The sequence below is a fragment of the Flavobacterium sp. Root935 genome (assembly GCF_001429295.1).
Taxonomy (GTDB): domain Bacteria; phylum Bacteroidota; class Bacteroidia; order Flavobacteriales; family Flavobacteriaceae; genus Flavobacterium.
Genome location: NZ_LMJL01000012.1, coordinates 466,354 through 489,977, shown reverse-complemented (window position 1 = coordinate 489,977; position 23,624 = coordinate 466,354). Strand labels below are relative to the sequence as shown.

Sequence of the window (23,624 nt, the reverse complement as noted above, 5' to 3'; positions counted from 1 at the left end):
ATGAGAATAAATCTTCCTAATCTGCTAAATCTTCGAGAACCATTTTTATGTGTAGATTTTTCTAATCTTTCTTAGCCAAAATTTTAAGCTTGGAGCTTTTAAAATTTACTTCAGAAATTATAGTTGCGGCAAAAATGAGAGTTCCTCCCAATAGCAGACGCCAAGAAAGATTTTCTCCCAAAATAAAAAAAGCGCCAATTGCACCAAAAACAGGCTCAAATAAATAGATTACCGCAACACGTTCGGCAGATAAATAACGCTGTGAAATATTCGAAACCGTATACATATATGCAGTAGAAAAAAGTGCGCAATAAACAACACCAAGCCAAAATGTATCATTTTTTGGAAACCAAACCGCTTGAGAATCTGTTACTGCGAGACAAAAAGTAAACAGTGCGCAAAATGCAAACATGGGAACAATCGAATACAGCAAATTCTTTAAAACCGAATGTTTTTCGACAGTAATCAAATAAACCGCAAAAGCAAAAGCACCCGCGATTGTAAATAGATCGCCTATATTTATTGTAAATTTATCTTGTATGGCTATAATAAATAAACCAGCTAAAGCAGTTAGGGCTGCAATCCATATTTTTAAGGATGCATTGGTTTTATAGACCGCGAGTTTAATTAACGGAATGATGATAACGGTTAATCCAGCGATAAAAGAACATTGCGAAGCATCGCTGTATTTAAGTCCAACTGTTTGAAGCTGAATTCCTAAAAACATTGGAAAAGCTAAAATTGCACCTGTTTTAACAGCCTCTAAATTTGTTTTTCTAACGTATTTCCAAAAAATAATAGTTAAAACTATAACAGCCAAAAGGAAACGATAAAACAAAAAAGTGTCAGGAGAATAATCTCCAATTGCCATTTTAGTAACTGAATAGGAGATACCCCAAAATGCAGTGCCAATGATTAGTAAAATCAGTAAAAATTGTTTTCTTTCCATTAAGTTATAATTCGTAAAAATTGCCTTTTTAATTGATTTATAAAACTTTCTTCATCAATAAATCAGTTTGTTCGTCGTCGCCCAATTTGAAAATATGAGTATCAAACTGAATAAAACCATTTTTAGTATAAAAGCTAACTGCCCTAAGATTATTTTCCCAAACGCCAAGCCAAATATATCCAGCTTTGAGTTCGGCAGCAGTTTGTAAAGCCTGAGCATATAGTGCCTGTGCAACTTTTTTACCATGAAATTCTTTTGCGACGTAAATGCGTTCTATTTCAAGAGCGTTGAGATCTTGTTTTTCGGTTTGTGCACCGCCGGTATTTAATTTTAAGTAGCCAATAATTTTGTTGTCAAGTTCGGCTAAGTAAAAGTGGGAATCTGGATGATTGAGTTCAGCAGTTAATTTTTCGTCGGCAAAACTTTCTTCCAAATATTTAATCATATTTTCTTCGCTGTTTACCTCTGCGAAAGTTTCTGAAAAAGTTTGTCTTCCAATTAATTGAAGAGCTTCTAAATCTTTAACAGCTGCTTTTTTTATTTCTAGTGTGCTCATTATTTTATTCTTTAATGCATTAAAACCTATTTTTTGTTTTTAATAAATGCGTAAATTGCATCAATGGATTTACAGCAAATTAAATATTTTCTAGCTTTATCTCGTGAACTTCATTTTTGGAATACAGCCGGCAAAATGAATATTACCCAATCTGCATTGAGCCGCCAGATTCAGTCTCTCGAAAATCAGCTTGGCGTTCAGTTGTTTGAACGTAACAAACGCAATGTTAAACTCACAGCAGCCGGCCAGTTTTTAAAAGAAAAATGGGAAGTCGAAATGAGTAAACTCGAATTCATTCATCAGTCGGCACGCCAGATTCAGTTAGGCGAGAGCGGTACTATTACTATTTCGCATCCCGATTCTATTTCGGCTTCGCTTATGCCTGATATTTTGTCCCGTATTTCGAATGCTTTTCCAAAACTAAAAATCAAATTGGTCCAAGTTCTGTATGAAAATCAGCAGGAATATCTCCAAAATTATAAAATCGATTTGGCTATTACCAGAGATATTAATAATTCGCGGGATATTCGATCAGAAAAAATCCATACTGATAATTTGGCGATTGTAGTTCCTGAAAACCATCCGTATCAAACTGTCGAAGATCTTACCAAAGAAACACTTGCTTCTCAAAAGTTCATATTGCCAACTAACGATGAAGGCAGCAGTTACAGCGATTTAATACAACGATTATTCAATTCTTTTGAAAATGCACCAGAAGTATATCTTCATTCTGAATTCGGTTCTGCAATTATTGCCTTGGTTCGAAAAGGACTCGGAATTGCAATTCTTCCAGATTCTTATCTTTTCCATGAAATCTCGGGTATTCGATTTATAAAACTTCCTTTAGAGACTGATTTGTATATCAATTGGAGAACCGAAGATCATAATCCTGTACTAGCAAATGTTTTAAAACTGATTCTGCCGTAATTTATTAAGTTCGGAGCATCTCGATATGCGGAATTCCGTCTTCATCATAAACTTCGCCTTGCTCAACAAATCCAACTGATTGGTAAAATTTCGACAAATGATATTGAGCGCTGATCCGAATTGGGCCTTCGCCAAATTTTTCCTGACAGCCTGCAATCGAAGCTTCCATAATCTTTATTCCTAAGCCCAATCCGCGATGTGTTTTGTCAATCACAACTCTTCCAATTGCTATTTCAACATATGATAAACCTGCAGGAAGTAAACGTGTACAGCCCGCTAATTGGTCATTTACATAATATAAAAGATGAAAACTCTTTTGGTCTTTATTATCCAGATCTAAATAAGGACAGTTTTGTTCGACAACAAAAACTTCACTCCGTAAACGTAACATTTGATACAGTTCATCATTGGTGAATTCCTCAAATGATTTAATGGTATGGCTAAATTTCATGTTTTATGATGCTTTATTTGACAAAGATAAAGGGAAGACTAATGATATAAAATGCTATTTTTTTATCATGTGATGCTGAAAATGCATTAGTTTTTTAAATTCCAAAATTTTAAATCCCAAATTCCAAGCTGAAAACACAAAACTAAAATGGAAACTTTGGGCTGTATTTTAAAGCTTTACGAACAGTTTGTCATTCCGAGGAACGAGGAATCACACTAGAAACTCCACACAAAATGCCTAGAATCTTTGTCGAATCCCACGTGTGATTCCTCGTTCCTCGGAATGACAAGATTGGGGTAATTCCTATGTGTTTAAAACAAAAAAACTTTGTCAAAGTTCGAAACTTTGACAAAGTTGTATCCAATTCGGATAATATTTTTTTAGTGAGAAACCGCTTTTAAACCAACAATAGAACCTACTAAAGTTGCCAAAAAGAATAATCTCCAGAAAGATGCAGGTTCTTTAAAAACAAAAATACCAACTAGTACCGTTCCAACTGCGCCAATTCCTGTCCATACCGCATACGCAGTTCCAAGCGGAAGTGTTTCAGTTGCTTTCATCAGCAAAAGCATGCTCAGGGTTAAGGAAATAAAAAATCCAATATACCAATAGTACATTTCTGTTCCTGTAGTTTCTTTTGCCTTTCCCAGACAGGCTGCAAAAGCTACTTCAAATAAGCCTGCAATGATTAAAATAATCCAGTTCATATCGTTAAAATTTTGTGGTGCAAAGTTCCTTTATGAAATTCAGAAAAAATTTAACAAATGATAAAAAATAAATTTATTTTAACTCCGCCCTTATTCGGCTTAAACTGACTTGGGTAATGCCGAGATAAGAAGCGATATGTCCCAATTGTACTCTTTGAAGCAGTTCCGGATGATCTTTCATGAGTTCGAGATAACGTTCTGATGCATTTTTGAATTGTCTGGAAATCAAACGTTCTTCGGTTTTGATTAATTCTTTTTCAGCAAATTTTCGTCCCCAGTTCGCAATATGAACATCTTCGTTAAAGAGTTTTCTAAGGTTTTCTGTCTTTAATTCGTACAATTCGCAGTCTTCCAGAAGTTCAATCGTTTCATATCCAGGTTGTTCTTCGACATAACTTTTCATCGAAATCACGGTTTCGCCTTCTTTTCCAAACCAAAAAGTAACTTCATTATCCCTTTCAATAAAAGCTCTGACCAATCCTTTTTTTATAAAATAAATATTTGATTCTATTTTATTGGCTCTCAGTAAAATATGACCTTTAGGAAAAGCCATATCCCGGACATTATTTTCTAAAGCCAGTTTAGAATGCTCGGGAAGTTTGTATATATGATCAAGAATATCGGCAATATTCATCGTTGCTTTTTTAGTAATTTAGAATAAAGATAGTAGTTGTAACAACGAACAGAAAATTTCCTTCAAAAAAAAATCCCATCTGCTGAGCAAATGGGATATAAAACTGTATTCTTGATGAGCTAAAAAAAGAACAGTTTTTGACCAATATATAAACTAATTAATTCCTCCGCCTAAAGCTTTGTACAATAGTACTTGAGAATTGGCATTTCGCAATTGAATATCAACAAAATCAAGTTCTGCCTGCAGTTTGTTTTTCTGCGCATTTATGATCTCGAGATAATTTGCATAACCGCTTAAATACAAATCGTTAGAAACGTTTACAGCAATTTCAAGATGATCAATTTCTTTTAATTTGTATTTCAAAACATCTTCAAAAGCTTCATTTCTATGCAATAAAGCACTCAATTCGTTGAAAGCGGTTGTGATTGTATTTTGATAGTGAAGAAACGAAATTTCCTGTCTTCGGTTAGAGACATAAAATTCCTGTTTAATTTGTCCTTTATTGAAAACAGGAGCTGTTAAACCGCCTAAAATCTGCCAGGCGAAAGATCCAGCATCAAAAAAAGTATTGAAAGAAAATGAATTGAAACCTGCATAACCGCCTAAATTTAAAGTTGGGAAAAATGCAGCTCTTGCGGATTTTGCATCAGCGTTGCTGGCTAATAATTCGAAGTATGCTTCTGCAACGTCTGGTCTTTTGTGAATAATAGAATCTACACTTATTTTTTGGTTTAAAACTTCTAAATGTCCCGATAAAAAGTCACTGCTTCGATCGATTTTTCCGCCGTATTCACCCAAAAGCGTCAACAAAGCTTTTTCGGTTTGGTCGATGCTTAATTTCAGTTCAGATGCCTGGGCATGGATGTTATTATTTTGCGCATTAAACTGCTGTACAGCCAATTCCGTAGCTTTTCCAACCGATCTTTGAGCCGAAACAATATCAAGTGCTCTTTCTTGGGTTGTGAGGTTTTTATCGTAAATCGCTGCCTGTTTGTCTAAAGCAATAAGCTTGAAATACAAATCGGCGGCATCGCTTAAAAGTCGGGTCTGCAATAATCGCATTCCTGCTTGCGAAGCAAAATATCTTTGCTGTGCTGCTTTTTTACGGTTGCTTAGTTTTCCCCAAATATCAGCTTCCCAAGAAACTTTTCCGCCTAAAAAAAGGTTAGGAGTAAGGTCTTCATTAATTCTTTGCTTGTCGCTGATATTTTGTGAAAAATTGGTATCAAAATTACCAACTCCATCCATTGTATATTTTCCATAACGCGTTCCAGAAGCATCTGCGACTAGATCTAAAGAAGGGAGAAGGGCTAATTTTGCCACTTTTAAATGCGAATTGGCAATTAAAATCCTTTCCTGCATAATTAAATAATCTGGATTTTGAGCGATAGCTTTCTTTAGTAACAGCTCTAATTTTGGATCTTTAAAAAAGGTTTCTGTTTTTAATGGAATAAAAGCCGAAGCATTATTTATACTGTCTTTTCTCTTCGCGTCAAAATTCTCAGGAAGTTTTGCAGCAGTTAATTTATCGCTCACTTTTGGCGCAGAACAAGCCGTTAAAAGTAAAACTCCAGTTATTATAACTGCACTTCTGGTTGTCCTTAAAAACTGCGTATTAGCATTTTTATATTGATTTAATATCTCTTTCATTGTTTAATTTATTTGTTTAATCTGCAGCGTAATTGATTCAACACATAGAAACATAGTTTTTTTTGAAAAGGGATTGAAAAAAACTAGTTTCTAACACATGGCTATGTGACTTTAAAAAAAGTGAAACGCCTTTTTATGATTTCTAAATTCTATGAATCTATGTGTCTTAAAAAAATTATACTTTAGATTTATTCATTGCTTTTTCAAGTTTGGCAAATAAAATGTAAAGTCCTGGAATAATTACCAGACCAAACACAGTTCCAATTAACATACCGCCTGCAGCCGCAGTTCCGATAGAACGGTTCCCCACAGCACCCGCACCAGAAGCAATACACAGCGGAATCAATCCTGAAATAAAAGCAAAAGAAGTCATCAAAATTGGTCTGAAACGAAGTCTGGCACCTTCAATCGCGGCTTCTGTAATATCTCTTCCTATTTTGTTTTGTGCCATTGCAAATTCTACAATTAGAATCGCATTTTTGGCGAGCAGACCAATCAGCATGACGAGTGCTACCTGCGCGTAAATGTTATTGTCTAATCCAACCATCAAAAGAGCAAGATAAGAACCAAAAACTCCCACAGGAAGACTTAATAATACAGGGAACGGAAGCAGTAAACTTTCGTATTGTGCGGCCAATAATAAGTATACGAATAGTATACAAAGCGCAAAAATGTAAATGGTTTGGTTTCCTGATAAAATTTCTTCACGCGTCATACCAGACCATTCCAGTTCAAAACGGCTTGGGAGTTTTTCTGCAGCGATTTTTTCTACTGCAGCAATTGCTTCTCCAGAACTGAAGCCTTCTGCAGGTTCTCCGTTAATCATTGCCGACATGTACATATTGTATCGTGTAAGTACTTCTGGACCGTAAACTCTTTCTAATTTAATAAAAGTGGAGAACGGCACCATTTCGCCAGCATCATTTTTTAGGTACATATCCAAAATACTTTCAGGATTTTTTCTAAACTGCGGACTTGCCTGTACCATTACTTTATACATTTGAGAAAAACGGATAAAATTGGTCGCATAAAAAGAACCTAACATCGTCTGCAAGGTTGCCATTGCATTGTCTACTGAAATTCCCTTTTTCGCAGCCTGATCGTAATCAATATGAATTAAATACTGCGGAAAAGTGGCGTCAAAACTGGTAAAAGAGTTTTGTATTTCGGGCGAAGCATTTAATTCTTTAATAAAGTTTTTCGTCACTTCATCTGTATTCGTAATGCTTCCGCCGGATTTATCCAGTAATCGAAGTTCGAAACCACTGGTATTACCAAAACCAGGAACGGTTGGCGGTGCAAATATTTCAATCTGTGCATCAGAGATACCTTTTGTTTTTTCAGTAAGCTGCGCTATAAATTCATTTACAGAAATATCACGATCGCTCCAGTCTTTTAGGTTGATCATTCCCATTCCGTACGAAGCACCTGCGATTTCAGTTACGATACTGTATCCGGCGAGCGTAGTTACGTTATCGACACCTTGAATTCCTTTGGCAACTTTAGTTACTTGATCCAATACTTTTTCGGTACGTTCTACAGTTGCACCCTGCGGTGTTGTAACACTTACGTAAACCATTCCCTGATCTTCAGACGGAATAAATCCTGACGGTAAAAACTTGCTTGTTCCCCAAGTAAAGAGGCAGAAAAGAACCAGTAAACCAACAGTAACCGAAGTTCTGTCAGCAAACTTTACTAATACTTTAATGTATTTTGAAGTTACATTATCAAACCAATTGTTAAATCTCTGGAAAAAACGATCTAATAATGATTTCTTTTCTTTATTCGGATCATGCGCTTTTAGCATAATTGCACAAAGGGCAGGAGTAAGGGTAAGGGCGTTAATTCCAGAAATGACAATACTAATCGCCATTGTTAAAGAGAACTGCCTGTAGAAAACCCCAACCGGACCGCTCAAAAATGCTACGGGAATAAATACAGCAGCCATAACAATTGTAATTGCAATTACGGCACCTGTAATTTCTTTCATGGCACTTATGGTGGCTTCAAGCGGTGCCATATGTTCTTCGGAAATTTTGACGTGAACGGCCTCGACGACAACAATAGCGTTATCGACTACAATTCCGATCGAAAGTACTAAAGCAAACAGAGTCAGTAAGTTGATCGAGAATCCCATCATCGACATAAAAGTAAACGAACCGATAAGTGCGACAGGTACTGCCAATACTGGAATTAAAGTCGATCTCCAATCTTGCAGGAAAATAAAAACTACAAAGGCTACTAAAAGAAAGGCTTCGATCAAAGTTCTTAAAACTTCATGAATAGAAGCATCAAGAAAACGGGAAACGTCGTACGCAATATTAAATTCCATTCCCGGAGGAAAAGAAGTTCCTTTTAATTCCGTCATTTTTTCTTTTACGCTTGCAATAACTTCAGAAGCGTTAGACCCCGGACGTTGTTTCAACATGATGGATGCCGAAGGTTTTCCGTCGGTTTTAGAAACCATTCCGTAACTCATCGAACCAAATTCTATGTTCGAAATATCTTTTAATCTTAAGATTGTTCCATCTGGATTGGCTCTTAGCGCAATTTCTTCGTATTGTTTGGGTTCAAAGAATTTTCCGCCATATTTAATTACATATTGTAACTGATTATCAAGCTGTCCAGATCCTTCACCCACTTTACCTGGTGCAGCAGAAATGTTTTGTTTTTGAAGTGAGCTGATTACCTCATTTGCCGAAATATTATACGAAAGCATCTTTTGCGGATCCAGCCAGACACGCATAGAATATTCTTTTTGCCCCATAATTTCGGCACGTCCGACACCATCAATACGTTTTAATTCCTGCAGGATATTAATATCTGTAAAGTTGAAGATAAACTGCTCATCTTGAGTTTTGTCTGTACTCGTAATGTTCAAGTACATCAGCATACTGTTCACCTCTTTTTCGGTTGTAACACCCGCACGAATTACCTCTTCGGGTAGTTCATCCAATATTGTTGTTACACGGTTCTGCACGTTTACAGCCGCTAAATCGGGATCGGTTCCAACTTCGAAGAAAACCTGAATTAAGGTTAAACCGTCATTAGAAGTTACGGTCGACATATACGTCATTCCCGGCACACCATTTATGGCTCTCTCGAGCGGAAGGGCGACGGCGTTGGCAGAAACCTCTGCGTTTGCTCCTGTATATTTGGCTGTTACGGTTACAGAAGGTGGTACAATATCTGGGAATTGGGTAATGGGAAGCTGGAACAAAGCCAGTAATCCCAAAAGAACTATCATAACCGAGATGATTAATGACAATATTTTTCTTTTGATAAATAACTCTATCATTATATTTTTTTTAGATCAATAATTAAATAACTGTTTTACAAGTTGATAACCTACATTTGTTTGATGTTGATTTTATCGCCGTCTCTCAATGATTGCGTACCTTCCTGTACAATCAGGTCGTCATTTTTTAGACCATCATTTAGGATATAAACATCATCTAGAGTACTTCCAATTGTAACATTGGTCATTTTAACTACTCCATCTTTTTTTACCAGAAATACGTATTGTTTGTCCTGAATTGAAAAAACAGCTTTCTGCGGAATTAAAATTGCATTGGTTTTTGGTTCTGAAATAATCAGTTTACCCGAAGTTCCGTGTTTGATAAATCCCTGCGGATTGTGAAATTTGGCTTTATATTGAATAGAACCCGTTTGTCTGTCTATTTCTCCGTCGGCAGTTCTTAGTTCTCCTTTTTGATCATAAACCATTCCGTTTGGCAAGACAAGTTTTATATCTCCTTGTGTATTAAGAGTTTTGTCTTCCATCATTTGGAAATATGTATTTTCAGGAATTGAAAAATAAGCGTAAACGTCATCCAGCTGAGAAACAGTAGTCAATAGTGAACCATTTTCTACTAAACTTCCTTCTTTGAACGGAATTCTATCTACAGTTCCGTCAAACGGCGCACGGATTGTAGTAAAACTAATCTGCTGGTTGATTGCTTTTCTTTCTGCGGCAGCGTGGGCTAATTTCGCAGAAGCCGCTTCATGTTTTGCTTTAGATAATTCTAATTCTTTGTCTGCAATTACTTTTTTATTGAAAAGAGTTTGTGCTTGTTCTAATTCTACCGTTGCGATTCTTAAATCGGCTTTTGCGCTTTTGAAAACAGCTTCTGCTTTCAGCAACTGAATTTGAAGTTCGACATCGCTTATTTTAAATAAGATTTGTCCTTTTTTAACTTTTTGTCCTTCGCTTACATAAACTTTGTCTAGTAAACCAGGAATTCTAACGTGGATTTCTACATTGTTTTTAGCATGTACATCGGCAACAAATTTGCTCGAAACTATGGTGTCTTTTAAGGTGACTTTGTATACAGGAAGTGTTTTAATGTTTTCGGAATTCTTTTTTGCTTTATCACCGCACGAGACTAAAACGAACAATGATAAAGTGAATAAAAGGAATGGATTTTTATAAATATTCATGATTAGGTTTTAAAAATTAAATAAAAATATAGGCTCTCCAATGCAAGAAAAGGGAGTTTGAAATCTATGTAAATATTGAAATTAGAGATGTTTTCGGATTACTTCCTTTTTGGATAGAAGCACCGTTCTTAGAAAAAATGTTTTTATAGCAATGATATTCCATACGCCATATAGGCACATGAAAAATCGTTTCAGAAAAATCTAAAATATAAAAACAACCAAATTTGGAGTCCTAGAATAACTGATACAAATGAAGATAAGTATGCCTTTGAACTTGGTAGATTGAAGCTATACCATAAATTAAGCTCTTTTTGTAAAGCTTGAAGTTTATTAGATTACTAAAATAAGGAGCTTTGATTGTACTTTGTTCTAAAGTAGTAGCTCTGGATTTTATTTTCTTTTTGAGTTTATAATGAACTTCTAAATTTTTAGAAGAAGAATAATCCGAAGAATTAAAGAGTGTATCATCTGCGGTAACACTGTCATGAGTGATACAGCTGCTAAAATTTACAGGCTGCTGATACGTTTCGGTGCCTCTAAAGAAAGAAAGCAGCGAAAGTAAAACGATATATATGAACTTAATAGGTTTCATTTACAGCACAGCAGGATTATATTTGTTACTCAAAAACTAGGCTTATAGTTGTTGAAAGTGCGCCAAATATAGCAATTTGAAAAGTAAGGATTCTTAAAATTTTTCTAAAAACCATAATAATTAAAAATTTGATAATAATTGAAGTTGATTTTTAGGGTTTTAAATTTTTGTCGGTATTTATTTTAATAAGTTAGAATTGCTATATTAGTTGACCACTTTAAAACGTATAAAATGTCAAATCAATTCCAAGACGTAATCAGAAAAGCGTATAATGCTTTTAACGAAAGAAATATAGACAAATGCTTATCGACAATGCAAGAAAATGTACAATGGTCAAAGGCTTGGGAAGGCGGCTATATTAGTGGACACGACGAAATTAGACAATATTGGACAAGACAATGGGCAGAAATTAATCCGAAAGTAGATCCAGTTGGTTTTGCTGAAAGGGAAAATGACAGTTTAGAAGTTTTAGTACAGCAAAATGTAAAAGACCTGCAGGGTAATTTGATTTTTGACGGTCTAGTTAAGCATGTTTATACTTTTGAAGATGGGTTGATTAAGACAATGGATATTGAGTTGGTTCAAGAAGATTAGTTATAAATGAGTTTAATGACGCAAATAATTTAGGAAAATAACATTCAAAAGTTTTAAAAAATTATATTCTCTTAAAAAAGGCAAGATCTTAGATTTTGCCTTTTATGTTTTAATTAAATTTTTTGATTGATAAATATTCAAAATGAGGAAAGCCGTAAAATTTTATGGGTTTATTTTTTTTAGTTTGTATATCTAAATTAGATATGTTTTTTCAGTGTTTTTTTCTTGTTAAATTGTATTTATTTTACAAACTTATTATAAATACTTAAAACGAATATACTACATGCGTGTTCAGATTTTATATTTAAGATAAAGTATAATCTTCCAACAATTGAAGAAGTAGAAAATATAATAATAAAAAAAGACATCTAGAAATATTCCAAGTGAAGAAAAAGTTTTGCAAAACGGTATTAATCTAGGGGAGATGAATGCAAAGCTTCTACAAAAGATAGAAGAACTGACTCTGTATGTTATTGAGCAGAATAAATCAATTGAAAGTTTGAAAAAGGAAATGAATAATATTAAATCAAAATACAAATTATAACTATGAAGAAATTTTACATTTTAGGTCTTCTTTTAATTTCAATTAGTGCAGTTTCGCAGATTAATTCACCTAATGGTAATAATATTTTTTATTACAACGGATTGGCTGATGTCATTTTTCGTTTCCCTGATAGAGGTTCAGGCGGAAGAGCAATTGTTCATGACACTGGTAATGTTTTGTCATTGAATTACGCGAGTGACTTTACGGGAGGGACCCGTATCGGTGCCGACGTATTTTTTAAGGATGGGGGAAATTCATATATCTATTCTGGAAACTTTGGTATAGGAAGCTATTATCCTGCTTATAAGCTTGACGTTATGGGAAGTATTGGAGTAGGGAATGAAAGTGTCAATGCCAATACAACAAAAATTTTTCTTAGAAATCCCGCTGGAAAAACTTGGGCAATAAGCTCGGGTGCTAATATGATAACTGAATCTAGCTTTTCAATTTACAACTGGACAGACGATACATCCCATCCCTTTTTTCATATCAGCAATAATGGAAATATTGGTATTGGAACTTTTGCACCAGAAGCTAAACTCCACGTTGCAGGTGATTTGCAAAATAATGGTCACATATTACTGGGCCACATCGGCGAAACTAATTATTTAACTTCACGAGAAGTTAATCAGCAGCTTGGAGTTAGGGGCTCAAATTCTATAGTATTCGGAACTTATACTGATGGATGGAAAGACCGAATGATGATTAGTAATGTAGGCAATATAGGTATTGGAGTAAATAATCCAACAAACAAATTAGATGTAAACGGCACAATTCATTCCAAGGAAGTAAAAGTTGACATGATTGGATGGCCGGATTATGTATTTAAAAAAGAATATAAGTTGCCGACACTTGAAGAAGTAGAAAAACATATTAATGAAAAAGGTCATTTAGAAAATATTCCAAGTGAAGCGGAAGTTTTAAAAAATGGAATTAATCTGGGAGAAATGAATATTAAGCTTCTGCAAAAAATTGAAGAATTAACTCTTTATATGATTGAGATGAAAAAAGAGAATGAAAGTATTAAAAGGGAGAATTCAGAAATTAAAAAAGATATTTCAATTTTAAAGCAGATAAAGAAAAATTAAAAATGAAGATATATACAGTAGCTGAATTTAGTCTGTAATCAAAAGTTAATCCGACATTCACAAAAACTTTTGTATGATGTTACAGAAAGAAACCTTTGTGTCTTATACAATTATTTTTTTTATGAGCTTAATAAATTTTAAATATTGAAATTAGTAAAAACAACCTTATTTATGAAAATTAAATTAACTATTGCGTCGGCAATAATTTTTGCTTTGAATGTAAATGCGCAAATATATACGCCCTCAGGTATTATTCATGGAACGTCTGGCAACGCTAATGTTGGTATTGGCACAGGAAATCCAATGGCAAAACTACAAGTTGATAATGGAAATATACTAGTAAGAAATTATGCAAATATTGATAATGAATCTGCTATTATGATTGCGCATTCTATTAATATAACTACTTATGATACTTATGGTACTTCAATTAGAACTATTACAGAAAGTGCTGGTAATAATACTTATGGTCTACAGTTTTTCACTCAAGAATCATATTTAAGACCACAAACGGAAAAGTTAAGAATTCTTGGAAATGGAAATGTTGGAATTGGAATCAATAATCCACAAAACAAACTTGATGTAAACGGGACAATACATTCCAAAGAAGTAAAAGTAGATATGACAGGTTGGTCGGATTTTGTATTTAAAAAAGAATACGATCTGCCGACCCTTGAATATGTAGAAAAACATATTATTGAGAAGGGGCATTTAGAGAATATTCCAAGTGAAGAAGAAGTTTTAAAAGATGGAATTAATCTTGGGGCAATGAATGCTAAGTTACTTCAAAAGATTGAAGAACTGACATTGTATGTGATTGAACAAAATAAAAAAATCGATAACCAAAATGAAAAAATAATAGCTCTTGAAAAAAAATTAAATTCTAAATAATTATTATGAAACTTAAATCAATTACAATAATCTTATTCTTAATTTCCGCCATTTCATTTGGACAGCAAATTGCAGATGGTCGTGCTTTAGAAATTACAGATTTTTCTGTTCCTTTAAGATCGGGAGCTTATCAAGGATATTTAGCAAGCGGAGTGAATGCTGATCAAGCATTTGGATGGCAGCATTTATTTGTGGTAAGGCATTCTAATGATGGTAATAATTATCAATTACAATTATCTTCATCTTATTCGTCAAACGATCGTTTATTTTTTAGAAAAATTGCATCCGGAAGTGCAGTATCATCAAATTCTGAGTGGAATGAAGTGGCTACAAGAGGCGCTAATGTCTTTAACGGAAATCAAATTTTGGTTGGAAATCAAATTTTAACAGGAGATTTAATAATTGGAAAAGATTTAGAAATAAGCACAATATCAGGTCCCGCAAGTAGTGGTGCAATTCAAATTAAAACGAATAGTGGTGCTGGAGGATCAAATAACAGATATCTAAGACTTGGCTGGAAAGACAATAATGCTTCTTTCATACCTGCTTTATCAATTAATGAAAATCTAAATGTTGGTATTGGCACAATTGATCCCGATTCAAAATTATCAGTGAATGGAACAATCCATTCTAAAGAAGTAAAAGTCGATATGAACGGCTGGTCTGATTTTGTATTTAAAAAAGAATACAGTCTGCCAACTCTTGAAGAAGTTGAAAAACATATTACAGAGAAAGGGCATTTGGAGAATATTCCAAGTGAAGAAGAAGTTTTGAAGAACGGAATAAATCTTGGAGAAATGAATGCCAAGCTTTTGCAGAAAATTGAAGAATTGACTTTATATATGATTGGGCAGAATAAGAAAATAGAAGAATTAAAGAGGGAGAACCAAAACTATAAGTATATGTCTGAAAGGCTTTCAGAGATTGAAAAGAAATTAGAATAAAAATTATATGAGAATTAAATTACCCCAGATCATTATTGCACTCCTTGCAACAGCTGTAAATGCTCAGATATATACGCCAAACGGAGCAATTCAAGGATTATCAGGCAATAATTTTGTAGGAATAGGTACAAATGCTCCAACAAATAAATTGGAAGTTTATGGCAGTCATGGAGATTCTAGAATTTTACTCCATTCTTTTGGAAATGGAGCTGAAGGTGGTCAAGCCGATCTTATGCTTTGGGCCAGTGAACCTGGTTGGACATATACAGGTGTAGGTATTGGGAATAATGTTCATAATTTCAATACAACTAATGGAGGTATTCATTTATTAAATTCTGCAAGAGGAGGGTCTTATATTCGATTATTGGATAACGCAATGTCATTTAATGTTTTTTCGGTAAACGGAACAGATAAACAAGCTGTAACTATAAATTCTCAAGGAAATTTAGGTATCAATACCGATAATGCAACTGCTAAATTGGAAATAATTGGTTCTTCTCAGGCAGGATATGAAGTAGGGACTATCAAATTAAGGAGTGCCACAGTAAACCAATTCATGTATTTTGGCTATGACGACCAGTATTTAGCGGGATATATTCAAAGTGTTAAACCAGGAACAGATCAACAAAATTTATTGCTCGCCCCAGTAGGAGGAAATGTTGGAATAGGAACAAAATCTCCCGATTGTAAATTAGCTGTAAACGGCACAATCCATTCCAAAGAGGTAAAAGTAGACATGAATGGCTGGTCTGATTTTGTTTTCAAAAAAGATTATTCACTACCTACACTTCAAGAAGTAGAAAAGCATATTGCAGAGAAAGGGCATTTGGAGAATATCCCAAGTGAAGAGGAGGTTTTGAAAAACGGAATCAATCTTGGAGAAATGAATTCGAAACTGCTTCAGAAGATTGAAGAGCTTACCCTTTATATGATTGAGCAGGATAAGAAAACGCAACAATTAAAAAACATTATATCGGAACAAAACAAACGTTTAGAAAAACTTGAAAACAAGCCATGAAAAAACTAATTACACTTTTATTGTTTGGGTTTTGCGCTTTTGCAAATGCCCAGCAGAAAATCACTTTCAGCTATGATTCGGCCGGGAACCAGATCGTAAGGAATTTATGCATTTCGGGCTGCAACCCAGCTGGAAAATCAGTGCAGGATGTTAAAGAAATTGAAGCTGTCACAGAAGATGATCTTTTTAAATTCTCTAATGAAGATGTTATATCTTATTATCCCAATCCAGTAAAAGAACAGCTATACTTAAAATGGGAGCTGGTAAATGACAATAAGGTTTCTTCTATTTCGGTATATGGAATATCAGGCCAGATTCTTCAGACTTTTTCAAGAACGGAAAGCGTCGATAATCAGATTATTTCTTTTGGGGAATATCCGAGAGGGGTTTATTTAGTGGTGCTTAGCTATAAAGACGGCGACCAGAAAACAATTAAAATCATCAAGCAATAAATTGAATATGAAACAATTTTACTATTTCATTATTTTATTATTTTCAGTTTCTTCCTATTCGCAGAATTTTGCCGATACCAAAGGGGAACTTCAGATATCATCATCGGGAACTGCAATCTATACGCTTCCTATTGCTGTCCCTCCTAGCATCAAGAACGTTGCTCCTGCAATAAATCTGGTTTACAGCAGCGGAGTGAGAGGCGGCATAGCGGGACAGGGCTGGAGCATTAACAGTATTTCAACAATAAGCAGAATTGCTACCAGACGCGATATAGACGGTTTTGTGGACGGGGTTGATTTTGATGATAATGACAAATTGGCTTTAGACGGCCAGCGTCTTTTAATAAAATCAGGTACATACTGGGCACCGGGATCCACTTACGAAACGGAGTACAAAAGCAACACCCGTATAGAGCTAAAGGTTGAAGGGACGACGATGTATTTTATAGTAACGGCTCCAGATGGCTCCAGAAGCTGGTACGGTTCTAAAGGATCTGGAAGCCTTCAGAATTCAGTTTCTTTAAATTCTTGGTACATTGTACATTATGAGGATGTAAACGGTAATTTTATAGATTACAATTATAAAACAGTTATCTATAACGGTACCAATCAGCTTTATATTGATAACATAACTTTTAGCGGCAATAACGCAGCCGGAATAGCTGCGCAGAATAAAATTACATTTCTTTATAGATTGTCCAAACGTATTGAAAGGGATTATATGAAGGGACAAGCTGTTTACGCCTCTCAGATATTAGAAAGCGTACAGGTATATTCCAATAACAGCCTATTTAGAAATTATCAGATTCAGCATGATACAGATACTTCATTAGGTTATGAACGTATCAAAAGTATTCAGGAAATTAACGGCCAGATTGAAGCATCAAATCCTGTAACATTCACTTATGCTTCAAGTCCTTCAAATCAGGAAAGAACAGAGAAAAGTTATAATAATAACCTCGCATTTGATAGAATAAGTTTGGCTGGTGACTTTGATGGAGATGGAAGGTTGGATTTTGTTGCTAATAGTCAGATTTTTACAAAATTGTTTGAGGGTGATACAGGAAATGCGCCAATTCAGATACCAAATCAGACGCTTCATTACTATTCTTTTACAGCTAAAACTTTAACAAATAACAAAATCAATCAATTTCATTCAGTAATCACTCCGATTTCTGAATTAAATAAAATTGATTTTAAATATTATCAATTAAATAATGGATCTTTCAATAATTATTATACTAAAACAGTACAAATAAATAATCAGAGAACAGCGGGAAGTTTTACTTGTCAAAGTAACGATAGTGGTTATAGTGTGTACTTAAATGAATTTAACAGTGGAAATGTTGGATTTGATTCTGTTAGTGACTTAATTGAAGGAGATTTTAATGGCGATGGAATTAGTGAAGTAATATTCAATATGCAAACAAGTGCAGTTCATTACGCTGAGAGATGTTATTGGGACGAATATCAAGGTAATGTATGTGATTGTGATCCTGGGGTTTATCCAGTAGCGTCAAATACTTACTGGCTGAATTTAGATAGTAATGCCTCTACTCAACTAGCAAGTAATGGGTTTGTAAATTTGAATACAAGTTTGTTAAATTCTCTATGGAGATATGTGGCTGATTTTAATGGGGATGGTAAGTCAGATGTTTTGGTTATTAATGAAGATAAAACTTTTAAAATAATAAGTTTTAAACAGTTGACAGTAAGTCCTTGGATAGCTCTGGAAGTTATAGGTGAAGGTAATTTAGATAAATATTCTAAAACCAAACAGATGCTGCTGGGTGATTACAATGGAGATGGAAAGACAGATATTATGTTGCCAGACACTGAAGGCGGTTCAGGACAAACAGTTTGGCATATTTATTACAGTAATCCAAATCCAGCAGGGGGAAGTTTTTTTGTTAAAGAATCTCACAGCATAGTAGAATACTGGCCGGATACCGGTTCGACATATAATACGCAGAGACATTTCAGCAATTATTATGCGATGGATATTAATAAAGACGGAAAGTCAGATCTGGTGCGTGTCTGGAGAAAATACTTTAAAGACAGCTGGACAATTAATAACCATGACACCGAATGGCAGGTAAGTGGTTTTGTAAATAATATTGGAAAGGTGGGAACAGCTGGATTTACATCAGGTTACAATTCAGGAGTTCTTTTCTCAAATTCGCCAGATATTCCTATTCCGGTAACTTCCAATTACAGATATGATGGTGCTAATACCGATTTAGTTGTTGTTAGAGGTCATTATAATAAAATTGAATATTACCAGTTCAATAAAAATGTAGATACTGAAAATAGGCTGGCTACAGTTACCGAGTCTAACGGAAATATTAAACAGACGATCGAATACAAACCGATGGTGGCTTTCAATGGAGGTTTGGGAATTGTCTCCAGTGATTTTTATTCTTCAGAAAATGGAGTTAATTACCCTAATATTGAAATTATTAGAAATTCAGACAGCTATCTGGTTTCTAAGCTTACTGCAACAATTAATGGAATTTCCAAATATCAGGATTTCAGATACAGAGGCTTTGTTTCGAATTTCAATTATGGAACTGTAGGCTTTACAAGGACTGCACGAAGCAGCTGGTACTTATCTGAATCTGATTCAAAAATATGGACTACTCAGTATAATGATCCAAATCTGCGAGGAGCCAATACCATTACATGGACAAGCACTACAGGATCTACAGTGTTTGACAATGTCCCAACTAATCTGCTGACTACAAAAACCAATGTCTTCACAACTTATGTAAAAGGAGGGGGCGATGCAGTATCTTCAATCTCTGTTCCAGATAATCTGATCATTACAGATGCCGTTACAACAGGCCAGACCTTTAAAGCAGGAAATAAAATTACAGCTTTATCGTCTATCAGTAATGATTTGGCAGTTAATTACAATGCGCCGCAGATTATTTTACAGCCGGGCTTTACAGCCAGTGCAGTTAACGGTAGTAAATTTACTGCATCACCGACAGCTGCAGCCGCGCCAAGTGCAGGTGCAACAGATTCTAATAATGGTGTCTATAATGTTTTACTGAGTAAACAAACAATTCAAGATCATTTAACAGGCATCAAATCAGAGACTGTTTACTCATATGATGGCGGCGTGGACAGCGGCAATTATTATGGATTAGAAGTTAGAAGCGTAACAAAGCATTACAGCGGTTCGTCACTTCAGGGGAGTAATGCAGTTGATACTGAGTATGATAATAACCCGACAGGAGCAGGGGCTGATTATTATGTTGGAAGACCTAAAAAAATCGTTTCAACAGCACAGAACTATGCTTCAGGAGACACACGTACTTCTGAAGAAGCCTATACTTACTCTGGATTTAATTTAGTCAAAACAGAGAAGAAGGGACATAATACCTATGCTATTGTTGAAGATATGACTTATGATAATGTTGGTAATCTGCTTACAAAAACAGTATCAGCTCCAACAGCATCTCCAGCCCCGGCACCCAGAACAATTACCGATGAGTATGATGCAGCCAAGCGCTTCGTTATCAAGAAAACAGACCATCAGGGATTTGTGACTAATTTTACCTATAATAATTTAGGGCAGGTAACCCAGTCGACAGACTATATGGGGGTTGTCAGCGACTTTACCTATGACGGCTGGGGCAAGCTGACCTATTCGACAGTGACAGGCTCTTCTGCCATACCAATAACCACCACAAATGTCTATGCCAAACTAAGCACGGGAGGCTATACGGTTACGACGACAAACAGCTTGGATGCAAAGACGATTACAGAATATGATGTTCTGGGCAGAGTGGTTAAAAACTCTGCAAAAGGATTTGCAGTCAATACGATGATAACCAGACAGACTGTTTATGATGGTCTTGGCAGAAAAGAAAAAGAAAGCGAGGCCTATTTTTCTGCGCCAAGCTTATGGACAAGCTACGAGTATGATTTTTTAATGAGACCTACAAAAATTACAGCTCCTACAGGAAAAATACAGACCTTTACTTATTCAGGCGTAACAACCACCAGCAGTGATGATGGTAAGATTACAACTGTCACAGCAGATGCTTTAGGCAATAAGATACAGACTACAGACCCTGGAGGAACAATAAACTTTACTTATTTTGCTAACGGCCAGTTAAAGGAGTCTGATTATGAGGGCAACAAAGTCCAGATAGTAATTGACGGATGGGGAAATAAAATTAAATTAACAGATCCGAGTGCTGGAATATACACATACAGTTATGATGCTTTCGGGCAGCTGCTGACAGAAAGCACTCCAAACGGCACAACTTCATTTGTATACGACCCTGCAGGGAAACCAACCGAGAAAACGATTTCAGGAACTCTTACAAAAAGTAAAACAACTTACGCATATAACTCATTAAACCAGATAACCAGTACGACTTTTCTAGATAATATAGAGGGAAAATCCACGACAAATGTTTATGAATATGACAGTTTAAAAAGATTATATAAAACCACGGAAACCACGCCTTATGCCGTTTTTGTTAAAGAGATGGCATTTGACACGCAGGGAAGAATCCTGAAAGAAACGTCAACAGCATCGGCATCGGGCAAGACAAGCTCAAAAACAGTGAAAAACATCTACCAGAACGGCTTTCCATGGCAGATTGTCGACGATGAGACACAGCAGGTCTTATGGCAGGTTAATTCATTAAACGAGAGGGCACAGCTTACAGGAGGAACGTTAGGAAACGGAATTGCTGTCACCAATACTTACGACCAGTACGGTTATGTCAGACAGATCAAGCATGATAAAACCAGCCCTACGGTTACCAATATAATGACACTTAATACCGATTTTGAAATAAAAAGAGGGAATTTAAACAGCCGCACCAATAGTTTATTCAATAGAAATGAATCATTTAAATATGACGGACTTGACCGCTTAACGGAATATACTGACGGACTTGGAATTCAAGTTGCACAAACTTATGATGATAAAGGAAGAATTACCCAGAATAATATAGGAACGTATGAATACGACGGATCTAAAACGTATCAAAACAAAGCGATAGTTCCAACTCCGGAAGCCACTGGTTATTATACCAATAGAGAAGGGATTTATAATGATAGTATGGAGGAAGGTTCGGGGTTTGGTATTGTTAGACACCCTGTTACATCAGTATATGTTTACGATACAACAAAATCACATACAGGTAAAACATCTTTAAAAATTGAAAACCCGACACCAATTGAACAGTATGTTCATGGCGATAAGTGGATAAATATTGATAATGCAGTTGATACACAATATACATATTCAGCGTGGGTATATTCAGATAATCCCCAAGCGGAGATGCTGTTGTTTATGAAAACACCAACAGAAACAGGTTATTTTAGCGTGGTTGATAATATTATTACCGATGTTAAGAATCAATGGATTAAAATGGAAAAAACTGTTACTGTTCCAGCCCATATTAAAAAACTTAATATTCGTCTGGATAACAATGGATCAGGCAGCGTTTGGTTTGATGATGTACAAATAAGAAAAACAAATGATGCGCCGACTTCAGCCAGAGCGTTAAATGTGACCTATAATACCTTTAAAAGTCCTGTTCAAATAGAAGAAACAGGAGTAGATAAAATAAGTTTCACTTATAATGACGGTAACGATAGAAGTTCTATGTTTTATGGAAGTCTTCAAGAAGATAAACTCCAGAGGACTTACCGCAAGCATTATTCAGCTGACGGCAGCATGGAAATCAAGCATAACACCGCTACTGGTGGGATCGAATTTGTGACCTATATAGGAGGCGACGGCTACAGTGCGCCTGTCGTGTTAAAAAGTGACGGAACTGCCCAGAATTATCTATATTTACACAGGGATTATCAGGGAACTATTGTTGCGGTAAGTGACCAGAACGGTGCAGTTGTAGAGAAAAGACTGTTTGATGCCTGGGGTGCGGTGGTAAAAGTACAGGATGGGGCAGGGAATATACTTTCAGGCTTAACGGTATTGGACAGAGGTTATACCGGACATGAGCATCTGCAGAGTGTCGGCATTATCCATATGAACGGCCGTTTGTATGACCCAAAACTGCATCGATTCCTGCAGCCGGATAATTACGTGCAGGAACCTTATAATACGCAGAATTACAATAAGTACGCCTATGTTCTTAATAATCCATTAAAGTATACTGATTCAAGTGGTGAATCTTATGAATTAGCAATTGCTGTCGGAATCGGTGCCGCTATCGCTGCGTTGACTTATACAATTACGGCATTAGTTGCTGACGTTCCATTTAATGTTGGAGGTTTAGTAAAGGCTACATTTATTGGAGCTGCGAGTTCGGCAGTAACTTTTGGTATCGGAAGTGCGGCCACGAGTATGTTTACCAATTTTTATTCACAAGCTGCATTTAGTGCAGCTGCGCATGGAACTTTCCAAGGTTCAATGACTGCAATTTCTGGAGGTAAATTCTGGAGCGGCTTTGCGGCTGGTGCTTTAAGCAGTATTGCATCAAGCGTATGGAGGGGAGGAGCCACAACAGAAACCAGTTTTCAGTCGAATGCTAATCTGACAGAGGGGCGTTTTGTCACACAGACTTTTTCACATCAAGGGATAAGTGGCGCAATTGGAGCAAATAATACAATTGGGATGATTGCTTTTGGAACTGTTTCTGGTGGTTTAGGAGCTGCGATAACAGGTGGTAATTTTTGGCAGGGAGCTGCGACAGGACTAGTCGTTAGCGGTTTGAATCATGCAATGCATCAAATTGATCCGCCAGGAGTGGAACGTAAACCTCTTACAGATTTTTTATACGATTCGTGGGTTACTAAAAATCAGTATTTTGAAGCTGAAACTGGAGCAAGAATTGGTACATTTGTAGATTTTACACCATTTAATAAGGTGTTTGGTTTAAGGATTGGAGAATATAGAGAATTTAGTCATAAACTTGACTATCAAAATAATCAATTAAATCATACATATAATAAAAATCATTTTTTTGAATTTGCAGCAAGTTACGGACTTGGTGTTGATTTTAAATACAATATTGGTGAAAGTAGATTTGAATCTATCGCACTCAGTGCATTTGGTTTTTCATTTGAATATTCTGTGCAAAATGATATTTATCGAAACCAAATTTATATTGGATTAGACACAGGGGTCTCTGCAGGGATTGGTATTGGAGGATTTGCTAATATTAAAGCAGGATGGAAATTTAACTTTTAAA

17 protein-coding genes are annotated in these 23,624 nt (G+C 35.5%); 8 read left to right on the top strand and 9 right to left on the bottom strand.

The features are described 5' to 3' along the window. Window positions 1-61 precede the first annotated feature (61 nt). A complete protein-coding gene (locus ASE40_RS16850) occupies window positions 62-949 on the bottom strand; it encodes a DMT family transporter (protein WP_057118295.1) in 888 nt (295 codons plus the stop codon). A 37-nt stretch (window positions 950-986) separates the two neighbouring features. Further along, window positions 987-1,505, bottom strand: a complete 519-nt coding sequence (locus tag ASE40_RS16845; protein WP_057118294.1) for a GNAT family N-acetyltransferase — start codon at window positions 1,503-1,505, stop codon at window positions 987-989. A 63-nt stretch (window positions 1,506-1,568) separates the two neighbouring features. Between ASE40_RS16845 and ASE40_RS16840 the strand changes: the two genes are divergently transcribed. Beyond that, complete coding sequence (locus ASE40_RS16840) at window positions 1,569-2,432, top strand: LysR family transcriptional regulator (protein WP_057118293.1); 864 nt, start codon at window positions 1,569-1,571, stop codon at window positions 2,430-2,432. 4 nt (window positions 2,433-2,436) lie between these two features. Here the strand turns inward: ASE40_RS16840 and ASE40_RS16835 are convergent, their stop codons facing one another. The 7 genes from ASE40_RS16835 to ASE40_RS16805 form a co-directional block, all read right to left on the bottom strand. Beyond that, window positions 2,437-2,883 carry a GNAT family N-acetyltransferase gene (locus tag ASE40_RS16835; protein WP_057118292.1) on the bottom strand — a complete coding sequence of 149 codons (447 nt, stop codon included), beginning with the start codon at window positions 2,881-2,883 and terminating at the stop codon, window positions 2,437-2,439. A 380-nt stretch (window positions 2,884-3,263) separates the two neighbouring features. After that, window positions 3,264-3,590, bottom strand: a complete 327-nt coding sequence (locus tag ASE40_RS16830; protein ID WP_057118291.1) for a DMT family transporter — start codon at window positions 3,588-3,590, stop codon at window positions 3,264-3,266. 73 nt (window positions 3,591-3,663) lie between these two features. Then, on the bottom strand, window positions 3,664-4,224 hold the full coding sequence (locus tag ASE40_RS16825; RefSeq protein ID WP_057118290.1) for a Crp/Fnr family transcriptional regulator: 561 nt from the start codon (window positions 4,222-4,224) through the stop codon (window positions 3,664-3,666). Between the two features lie 153 nt (window positions 4,225-4,377). After that, window positions 4,378-5,874 carry a TolC family protein gene (locus tag ASE40_RS16820; protein WP_082586826.1) on the bottom strand — a complete coding sequence of 499 codons (1,497 nt, stop codon included), beginning with the start codon at window positions 5,872-5,874 and terminating at the stop codon, window positions 4,378-4,380. Window positions 5,875-6,049: 175 nt separating this feature from the next. Continuing rightward, on the bottom strand, window positions 6,050-9,172 hold the full coding sequence (locus ASE40_RS16815) for an efflux RND transporter permease subunit (RefSeq protein WP_057118289.1): 3,123 nt from the start codon (window positions 9,170-9,172) through the stop codon (window positions 6,050-6,052). A 50-nt stretch (window positions 9,173-9,222) separates the two neighbouring features. Next, window positions 9,223-10,314, bottom strand: a complete 1,092-nt coding sequence (locus ASE40_RS16810) for an efflux RND transporter periplasmic adaptor subunit (RefSeq protein ID WP_057118288.1) — start codon at window positions 10,312-10,314, stop codon at window positions 9,223-9,225. A 232-nt stretch (window positions 10,315-10,546) separates the two neighbouring features. Further along, entirely contained in the window at window positions 10,547-10,906 is a 360-nt protein-coding gene (locus ASE40_RS16805; RefSeq protein ID WP_057118287.1) for a hypothetical protein, read from the bottom strand. Window positions 10,907-11,137: 231 nt separating this feature from the next. Here ASE40_RS16805 and ASE40_RS16800 point away from each other — a divergent pair, with 231 nt between their 5' ends. From ASE40_RS16800 to ASE40_RS16770, 7 genes are all read left to right on the top strand, one after another. Next, the gene (locus ASE40_RS16800; RefSeq protein ID WP_057118286.1) at window positions 11,138-11,500 is read left to right on the top strand and encodes a nuclear transport factor 2 family protein; all 363 of its coding nucleotides are present in this window, start codon (window positions 11,138-11,140) and stop codon (window positions 11,498-11,500) included. Between the two features lie 546 nt (window positions 11,501-12,046). Beyond that, window positions 12,047-13,132: a hypothetical protein gene (locus ASE40_RS22135; protein WP_057118285.1), complete on the top strand. Its 1,086-nt coding sequence runs from the start codon at window positions 12,047-12,049 to the stop codon at window positions 13,130-13,132. 171 nt (window positions 13,133-13,303) lie between these two features. Then, a complete protein-coding gene (locus ASE40_RS16790; protein WP_057118284.1) occupies window positions 13,304-14,023 on the top strand; it encodes a hypothetical protein in 720 nt (239 codons plus the stop codon). 5 nt (window positions 14,024-14,028) lie between these two features. Continuing rightward, window positions 14,029-14,967: a hypothetical protein gene (locus ASE40_RS22130; protein WP_057118283.1), complete on the top strand. Its 939-nt coding sequence runs from the start codon at window positions 14,029-14,031 to the stop codon at window positions 14,965-14,967. Between the two features lie 7 nt (window positions 14,968-14,974). Beyond that, window positions 14,975-15,985, top strand: a complete 1,011-nt coding sequence (locus ASE40_RS16780) for a hypothetical protein (RefSeq protein ID WP_057118282.1) — start codon at window positions 14,975-14,977, stop codon at window positions 15,983-15,985. Further along, window positions 15,982-16,437 carry a T9SS type A sorting domain-containing protein gene (locus tag ASE40_RS16775; RefSeq protein ID WP_057118281.1) on the top strand — a complete coding sequence of 152 codons (456 nt, stop codon included), beginning with the start codon at window positions 15,982-15,984 and terminating at the stop codon, window positions 16,435-16,437. The genes ASE40_RS16780 and ASE40_RS16775 overlap by 4 nt, the downstream gene beginning before the upstream one ends. A gap of 7 nt (window positions 16,438-16,444) precedes the next feature. Further along, on the top strand, window positions 16,445-23,623 hold the full coding sequence (locus ASE40_RS16770; protein WP_057118280.1) for an RHS repeat-associated core domain-containing protein: 7,179 nt from the start codon (window positions 16,445-16,447) through the stop codon (window positions 23,621-23,623). Window position 23,624: the final 1 nt, after the last annotated feature.